We start from the raw sequence: 7,827 nt of genomic DNA on the forward strand, positions 1-7,827 counted from the left end.
CTGTCCGCGAAAGCCGAGGCCATGGACTGCACCATCCCTACGGGCGAGCGGTCGACGAAGAAGGTCAACGCGCTGTCAAGCGAGGGAACGACCCGGCCCAGTATAGTGTTCGTACGGGGGGTGTCGGACACGAGCGTATCCGTGAGGGCCCGTATCTCGTCCATGATGGCCTCCTGGCGCAGCAGGGTAGTATCCATGCGGAACACTAGCGGCGTAGCGCTCGAATATACGTACAAGCTCTCGGGCGACGCTATGCGCACGTCCACCGTGTCCTGCTGCATTATCGTAACGAGGTTGCCAACCGCGGTAACCAAGTTCGCGGTATTCGTCGCGGCGTCCCTGGCCGCCACCTGCGTGCCCCTGGTGTTCGCGTTGATTTCCTTGAGGTTAGGAAGGAGACCCTCTCCCGTCACGCCGCCGATGACGTCGTATATTTTTTCCTCGACATACATTTGATACTTGCGCTGTTCGTTCGCGTGATGAAGGGTATCACGAATCGCCAAGAGTATCTCGGTATCGGCGCTGCCGTCCGGCATATCGTCGGGAGGCTGCGAAAGGGAATCAGGTGGGGGGTTGTACGTCGAAGGATCGTAACCTTCGTTAGGAGGCTTCGTCCGTTCAATCGTATCCGCACAAGACTTCCAGGGCTTCGAAGGACATTCGGCCATATGGTCGCCGCCGACCATCTTCATTCGGCACATGTGGTTCTTGCCGTCCGGGCAGACGTAATAACACGCGCTGCCGTCCTGGCCTCCGTAGCGACAATTCTCGGTCGATATGCTGTCGTACGTGCAGGAATCGTTCGCGAGCTGCCCGGCGTTGTAGGAACCCTCGCAAAAGCCGTTCTGTCGGCAGGAATACAACACCATCTCGCCGTTGCCGACCGGGACGCCGTCGACATACTTCTGCACGTACGAACGGATTACGTTGTTCTCGCTGAACACGCTAGTGCACGTCCAAGTCGTATCCGGCGTGCGGCATCCGTCGGCCTGCGGATTGAGCACACAATAAAGCGAATCGGCCTCAGCCTGCGTTAAGCATTGATAATAACTGCATTTTGCCCATGTGTTATTATCGCAATAAAAACCACGAACGGGAACAATAGTAGAAGAAGCCCAGGCAGGGTTCCAACAATGGTTGCCGGAACAATCAAACGCGCCCTGGCAAGACGAAAGACTACCGTTTAACTGTGAGCATCGGAAATCGCTATAAGAATAGCCATTATGTAACGTACACTCTCCCCAGGAGTGAGCGCACAATATAAGCAGGGCAAGGAAAACTGCGTGCATAGCAGCGAGCACGGATTTTGATTTAAGTGCACGACCGGTGAGAGCGTAGCATCCGCTCAAGCTTAACTCCCGTCTTTCAGTTTCCCGCCCTGCCATAATTCATCCCCTTTTGGTTTTGCCGCGCTTCGCGGCTTCCTGCTCGTTGTTGCGATGTATCAACTCGCACCTGGGGCAATACAGATAGCTTGCATGTACGTAGGCTACGACGTTGGCCGGAATCTCCGCGCCGCAGACGTCGCAGTAAAGACTATTGGGCCGAGTCATAGTAGATAACCCCCGGCGTGAAATGCGCATCGCCATACGCCTTGTTCAGTTCCTCATTCAGTTGGGCGTGTTCGATGTTCCACTGTTCGATAATGCGCTCGCGCTCCGCGAGCTGCCCGGGTATCCGAAGCGTGAAGTAGACGGTCACGGCGACCGCAATCAAGAGCGTCACGACGAGGAACTTGAACACGTCGTACTCGCGCTCGCTCATGTTGTAGATGTTCTCTATTATCTTGTCCATAATTACCTACCTATACGCCAACGCGAGCATGCAGAGCGCGAGCACGCCGAACGGCGCGAACCCGTCAAAAAATCCTAGTGCAAGCGAAAGCGAAATCATGGTTAGTTTCCTTTTCCGTCTTTAGCGTGTTCCTGCCGAAGTGGGCGTCCTCGACAACGTGCCAGGAGGGAACCCATAATGCCCGGAGAATCGCTCATAAAAAAACCCCGACAACGAGGACGGATGCGTCGTATCGGGGTTGCCGGATGCCCCGGCGTGGCAGGTATCTAAATTACGATGCAGAGCGCGGCTTCTTCGCAACCTTGATGACGATGGCGAGCAACGTCAGCACGACTACGAGTCCAATCATGGCCGGAGCGATGATAGAGGACACCGATTGTGCAATCGAGTTGATACCACTAGCAACCTGGCGAAGCATGCCGTTGATGGTTGCGGTGTCGATGGATGCGCCACCTTCCTGGGCGAACGCGGTGCCGACCGACATGAGTGCCATCAAAATGAGCATAGCCTTGTTTTTGAACAGCTTGAGCATGATATTTACCTCAATGTCTTGTTGATGAAGAGAACGACGGAGCAGGCGGCCACCACCAGGAGAATCGTGCCTCCGAGGTGGGCCCCTGCCGAATATGCGTCCCAAAACATCTTGATTTCAGTCAGCGTACCCATAAGACTACCCCGTCGTTCTGCCGCGTCTGTAGGTGTTAATCACTCTCCCCTTACTTCTTTGCAAGAGGCTTGCATTCAATGGTTCCAAAAATCCCGTGGAGACTCACGCCGCTCGTACGCGTCGTGTTCTTCGTGCCGGGAACGACGGACGTGGTGAACACGCAGTCGTAGACCGTGTTGTCCTGCACCTGGTCGAACTTGATGGGACTATCGTCGGCGATGCTCAAATCGCTGAAACAAGTACCGGAAACGGCGTCGAACCCGGTGATGTACTTTTGGTGGACTTCGGACTGTGCGCCCGTTTTTTCGTTGGTGGTGGTGAAGTTCATCTCGCGGTGGGAGATGATTGCTATCTTGTCATACTGCTGTACGAGCATGGTATCCTGCCTTGTTGTTGTCCTGGGCAGTTTCCCGAATCTCGCGCGGTCTTTGCATAATCCGCATTATCGGCAATGAAGAAACAAAGAAAATACCCCGGCCGCTCTCCATGAGCGCCGGGGCTTCACGCATGCTTATTTCACGAAAATTCCGATGAATTTCGCAGCATCATCGCCTTCGATGAACCGCGGCTCACTCACCGTCTTGTATTCGAATCCTGCAAATTCCAGCACCTGGAGCGCCACGAACTTGCGGTCCTTCGAATAGCACAGGTTTAGCCTCCAGTGTCCGTTTGGAGAAACTAGCGGGCATCCGTTTTGCTTGATCAATGCGTCCAGTTCATTTGGCGCGGCAGAAGCAAGGCGCATGACCTTGTCTCCGTCGGCAAGCAAATAATCCAGGCTGAGCCCAACGACAGGAGAATTCGTCGGGACGTAGGTCACTTTCGTGATGAAGCCGAAAAAAGCTTTTTCGGTCTTGATATAGTCTTTTTGGAAGAGGGCCTTCGCCATCTCCATCTTGGAAATGTTTTCCATAATTTTTTCTCTGTTAAATTGTTTGTTTTTTTTCGCGCACAGGCTGCGCGACCGCCGTTACGAGAAACTGCGGTTAACAGAGAATGCGTTCCAAGGTAAACACGTAATATTCCTTGGGAACGCGGTAAGACAGCGGGGTCGGGAAGCCTAGGCTTTCCGGGCTGAAATTCCGATTGCTGGCAACGGGCCGGAGTCCTGAGTTCTTGAAGACTCCCCCGTCTCGCCCATTGTGCCTGTAAAGAGGCCCGCTGCGTTGCGGTCGCAGCGACAATTGCGTTGATGGCCTGCGGTTCCCCCAGAACGCAGCTTCAGTCGCGCCGGAGAACGAATCTTCCAGGAACACGCTTTCGTTATCGGTCGAAGAGCTGTACCCCTCGCCTACTAGCGCGCTTTGCCAGGAGGAATCGCAATTGCATGCGGATGACTGAGCGTCGAACGACGCCGGCACCACATACAGCGCGAACAGCGTAATTGCCGCCCACGCGAATGCCAGAATGTTCTGTCGATTCAACTTCGTCATCACCCACGAAAAATACAAAAAAAAGACCGCCTTGCGGGCAGTCTTTTTTTACGAGCAGTCCCTACCCTACGATACAAGCATCATGGAGAACACCATGACGAACAGGGCCACGGTCTCCCCCACGCCCAGCACCATCAGGTAGTTCACCAGACCTTTGCCGGTTTCGCCCAAAGCGTTGCAGGCATCCGCAGCGGACTTACCCACGTACCAAGCAGAGGCCATCATGCCGATACCGCCAAAGATACCTACGCCGAGGTAGGCAGCCCAGTTTTCTGGTGTAGCTTCAGCCCGCCCCTTAATAAACATCATCAGCAGCATCCCATAGATAGTCTGCGCAATCGGAGCGCCCACAAAAATGAGCAGCGTAAATAGCGCGTTTTTACCCTTGAGATACGCCTTTTTCCAGGCCCCGATAGCTGCCATGCCGGCAGTCCCGCAGCCCAGCGCAGAACCCACCGCGGCTAGGCCCAAGGCCGCCACCGCGCCAAGTCTGGCAAGCGTTACAAATTGTGTTTGATCCATACGTGTTACCTCGCTGGATTAGAGCACCATCATGGAGAACACGAGCACGAACAAGGCCACAGTTTCCACAATACCGAGCACCATCAGGTAGTTCACCATACCCTTACCAGTTTCAGCAAGAGCATCGCAAGCTACAGCAGCAGATTTGCCCTGGTACCATGCGGAAGCCATCATACCAAGACCGCCAAAGATACCGGCACCCAGGCAACCACCCCAGTTGGTAAAATTCTCAGCCATGGCAGCATCTTTAATGAAATTCATCAACAGCATGCCGTAAATCGTCTGGGAAATCGGAGCACCCACAAACACTAGCAAAGTGAAGAGAGCACTCTTACCCTGAGCATAAGCCTTTTTCCACATGGTGATGGCAGACATACCAGCCGTTCCGCAACCAAGGGCAGAGCCCATAGCCGCTATGCCAAGTGCCGCTGCAGCACCCATTTTTCCGAGCGTTACCATTGTAGTTGGTTCCATTTTTTTTACCTCATTAAGTAGCGGGAATGATCCCTTGGTTTAATTTTTTTGCTTGGCAAAGGGGGTGAAGGCAAATCCGCTCCATTCCTGGCCAAGTCCATTTGAAAATTCAAGTGTGTTAAGACGTACTGCATGCACCGCCACGCCCATGACCGCAAGTGCGATGTTCAGGCCATGCACAAACAGCAGCAGGAACGCAGCCCCGGCAATGCCCACGGCAGAGCCAAACAGCGGCGAAAGCATATCGTTGAAGGCTTCGGCGATAGCCGCACCGGACATGCCCACAGCAAACAGACGGATATAACTGATGACGTCAGTAAAGCTGTTCACCACATCAAGCACAAGCATCGGAATGCTAATAAAGTCCTGCTTGAGACGCTTGGGTGGTACCGTAAAGAGTAACAGCAAAACGACTTCCACAATGAACATCGGCATAAAGAACTTGGGTAATTCGAAACCAAGCACCATATAACATGCCAATAAGAACATTACCCAGCAGCCAATGAGCCAGCCCACCTGAGCCATGAAGGTGGAATCCTTGCGTTTGATACGCACGCAAATGTTCCACACATGGGCAATACTCAAGTGAACCACGGCAATACAGAAGCAGAACAACTGAATGTGCTGCATCTGAGAAGCCTTGGGGGCACTCGGTACAAAGGATTCCGGCAGGAATGTAAGGGACTGTGCGAAAGCCTTGTAGGCCTCGAACTTGGCCAGATCAGCCGGTGCGCTGGTTCGAATCCAGAGCATGGCGTTCTTGAGCGGTTCAGGCAAGAATCCGTAGTTGGTAATGTCAAGATAATACGTCCACCCCGCAAGATCTGGAGAGAGCCCCAGGAAACTTGCGTTGATGACACCCCACACGATGGTGGTAATGCTCATGAGGTAGATAAAATGGAATCCTGCAGGGTTCGCCTTAGGCATCTTTTTGCGAGCAAAAAGCGCAAGACCCAGGAACAACAGGCCATAGGCACTGTCCCCCACGATCATGGCAAAGAAGATGCTAAAGAAGCAAAGGAACACGCTGGACACGTCCACTTCCTTGTACCCCGGCGAAATGCCGATAATGTCGTACAAGAATTGCATGGGCCGCGTGAGCTTGCTGTAACCGAGCAGTGTAGGAATATTGTCGTCGTCAGAAGGATCGTCCACCAACAAGCCCCAGCCGTGTTCACGAGCGGCCTTTTCCAGCTCGCCCACACGGGGTGCCGGGCAGAATCCCTGAACGGCAGCCACGTTCTTGTCGGCCAGCATGGAGGCTTCAGCTTCTACCATGCGGTAGTCGTCCCCCACTTCCAGGAGTTTGTTTTCGATGGAATCACGGACACCGGAAAGTTCGCCCAGGCGCTTTTCCACGCGGGCCAGGGTTTCCTTGGCGCGGGCTTCCATTTCACGGTACTCCGCCAGGGACTTTTGCGGCATGGAAAGTTCGGTAAAGTTACCCTTTACCGCCACGGGGGCTTCTCCCCTACTTACCACGGCCACATACTTACCGTTATCGTCAGATCCAAATTCCTCAACAACGCCCTCGCCGTCCACTTCGAAGGGAATTTTGCCCGGATGAACCAGGTAAAGTTTCACGAAAATACCCTTGGCCTGGAGAGCGACAACAGTGGCCGGGTCCAGGTTCTTGAACATGGAAAGTTTGGAGAGTTCCTCTTCAGCCTGTTCCTTGTCGATTTCCGCCTGCTTGCTTTCAGCAACCAGGTTCTGGATTTCTTCGATAAGGCTCGCTGCAGAGGTCCCTGAGCTTGCCGAAGGGTTCACGGGAGTCACACCCTTCGGGGCTTTTTCGGGCACCACTTCCAAGGCCTTCTGCACGCGGTTCATCTCGCCACGGGCCTTGTTCAGCTTGGCGCCTGCTGCCGCCTGCAAAGGCGTGAGGTGCAAAATTTCAAGCGTACGGAGCGCCTGGAGCGTTTCCTCAACTGCACTTGCAACCGTCAGCACCGTCACTTTCTTCATAGGAGTAATCATGCGGCGGCCTCCTTCGCGAGTGCATCCTGGGCAGCGGTACGAGCGGTAGCCTTACCCTTAGCAAGCTTGCTGCGGGCAACGCCAGACGTCTGCTGATCGCCCAGGAAGATGTTGATAACGCGGATATTTTCCTTCGCTTCGGGAATCTTCACCTTTTCGAACAGGTTCACGCGCTGGCTCGTGGTACGCAGTTCCTTAGAAAGAAGTTCATACTGCTTTTCGAGCACACGGCGTTCCAGACGCAGCGAAATCAGGCCCTGAAGGCTTCTGATACCGTCGTCCAGCCACACGGGCGTAGTGAAGAAATCCGGAATGGCGATATTAAAGTCAACCCCGTCGTATGTCGGAATTTTCACGCCGGCAATGTTACCTTCGCCCTGGCGCACTTCCTTCACCGACAGGTACTTTGACCATTCGATGGGTTCGGCAAACAGCGAAATCCAGGAAGCCATGCTCTTGCGGAGCTTATCCTCCTCTTCTCGCTTAGCCATCACCCTCTCCTGGAGCGTGCGCATTTCCATCTGCAGTTGCTGCTTTTTCAAGAGCAACGTCGGCAGATAGCGCTGGAAGCGCTTCAACGCGTCACGTTCCGCCTTGAGGGCGTTTTTAGTTAACTTGACCTTCGCCATATTACCCCTTCTTGGGCCAATATTCGTTGATCATCTTGGTCGGAATACCCGTTTCTTCGGGTGCGAAACAGTCAGCAAGGATTTCCCAGCCAAGGTCCAAAGCCTTTTCCAGCGGAATGTTGACGGAAAGGTCCATCATTTCGCTTTCGAAACGCTGGCCATACTTCAACAGCTTCTGGTCCCAGTTACTCATGTTGAAGCCCATGGACTGCTTTTCCAAAGTTTCCTTGTAGCTTGCGTACAGCTGGATCATGGTGTTCATGATGGTACGGTGGTCGCTACGGGTCTTGCCGTTCACCTGCTGTTTCAAGCGGCTCAAAGAACCGAA

General features: G+C 53.9%; 11 protein-coding genes and 1 pseudogene. All 12 read right to left on the reverse strand.

What is annotated here, in order from left to right:
• A partial coding sequence (locus IK012_RS05115) for a hypothetical protein (protein WP_290951441.1) occupies positions 1–1,004 on the reverse strand: 1,004 nt, incomplete at its 3' end.
• 532 nt (positions 1,005–1,536) lie between these two features.
• Positions 1,537–1,794: a hypothetical protein gene (locus tag IK012_RS05120; RefSeq protein ID WP_290951445.1), complete on the reverse strand. Its 258-nt coding sequence runs from the start codon at positions 1,792–1,794 to the stop codon at positions 1,537–1,539.
• A 271-nt stretch (positions 1,795–2,065) separates the two neighbouring features.
• Entirely contained in the window at positions 2,066–2,326 is a 261-nt protein-coding gene (locus IK012_RS05125; protein ID WP_290951447.1) for a hypothetical protein, read from the reverse strand.
• Between the two features lie 5 nt (positions 2,327–2,331).
• Positions 2,332–2,460 carry a hypothetical protein gene (locus IK012_RS05130; protein ID WP_290951449.1) on the reverse strand — a complete coding sequence of 43 codons (129 nt, stop codon included), beginning with the start codon at positions 2,458–2,460 and terminating at the stop codon, positions 2,332–2,334.
• Positions 2,461–2,510: 50 nt separating this feature from the next.
• Positions 2,511–2,837, reverse strand: coding sequence for a hypothetical protein (locus IK012_RS05135; RefSeq protein WP_290951451.1), 327 nt, complete (start codon positions 2,835–2,837; stop codon positions 2,511–2,513).
• Positions 2,838–2,972: 135 nt separating this feature from the next.
• The gene (locus IK012_RS05140) at positions 2,973–3,374 is read right to left on the reverse strand and encodes a hypothetical protein (protein WP_290951453.1); all 402 of its coding nucleotides are present in this window, start codon (positions 3,372–3,374) and stop codon (positions 2,973–2,975) included.
• Positions 3,375–3,447: 73 nt separating this feature from the next.
• Positions 3,448–3,894, reverse strand: a complete 447-nt coding sequence (locus tag IK012_RS05145; protein WP_290951455.1) for a hypothetical protein — start codon at positions 3,892–3,894, stop codon at positions 3,448–3,450.
• Between the two features lie 66 nt (positions 3,895–3,960).
• The gene (locus IK012_RS05150) at positions 3,961–4,416 is read right to left on the reverse strand and encodes a V-type ATP synthase subunit K (RefSeq protein WP_290951458.1); all 456 of its coding nucleotides are present in this window, start codon (positions 4,414–4,416) and stop codon (positions 3,961–3,963) included.
• Between the two features lie 18 nt (positions 4,417–4,434).
• Positions 4,435–4,890, reverse strand: coding sequence for a V-type ATP synthase subunit K (locus IK012_RS05155; RefSeq protein WP_290951460.1), 456 nt, complete (start codon positions 4,888–4,890; stop codon positions 4,435–4,437).
• A 39-nt stretch (positions 4,891–4,929) separates the two neighbouring features.
• Entirely contained in the window at positions 4,930–6,870 is a 1,941-nt protein-coding gene (locus IK012_RS05160) for an ATPase (RefSeq protein WP_290951462.1), read from the reverse strand.
• Entirely contained in the window at positions 6,867–7,499 is a 633-nt protein-coding gene (locus IK012_RS05165) for a V-type ATP synthase subunit D (protein WP_088627880.1), read from the reverse strand. Before IK012_RS05165 ends, IK012_RS05160 begins: the two co-directional genes overlap by 4 nt.
• 1 nt (position 7,500) lies before the next feature.
• A pseudogene (locus IK012_RS05170) lies at positions 7,501–7,827 on the reverse strand (V-type ATP synthase subunit B); the annotation flags it as partial.

This window comes from Fibrobacter sp. (genome assembly GCF_017551775.1).
GTDB lineage: Bacteria > Fibrobacterota > Fibrobacteria > Fibrobacterales > Fibrobacteraceae > Fibrobacter.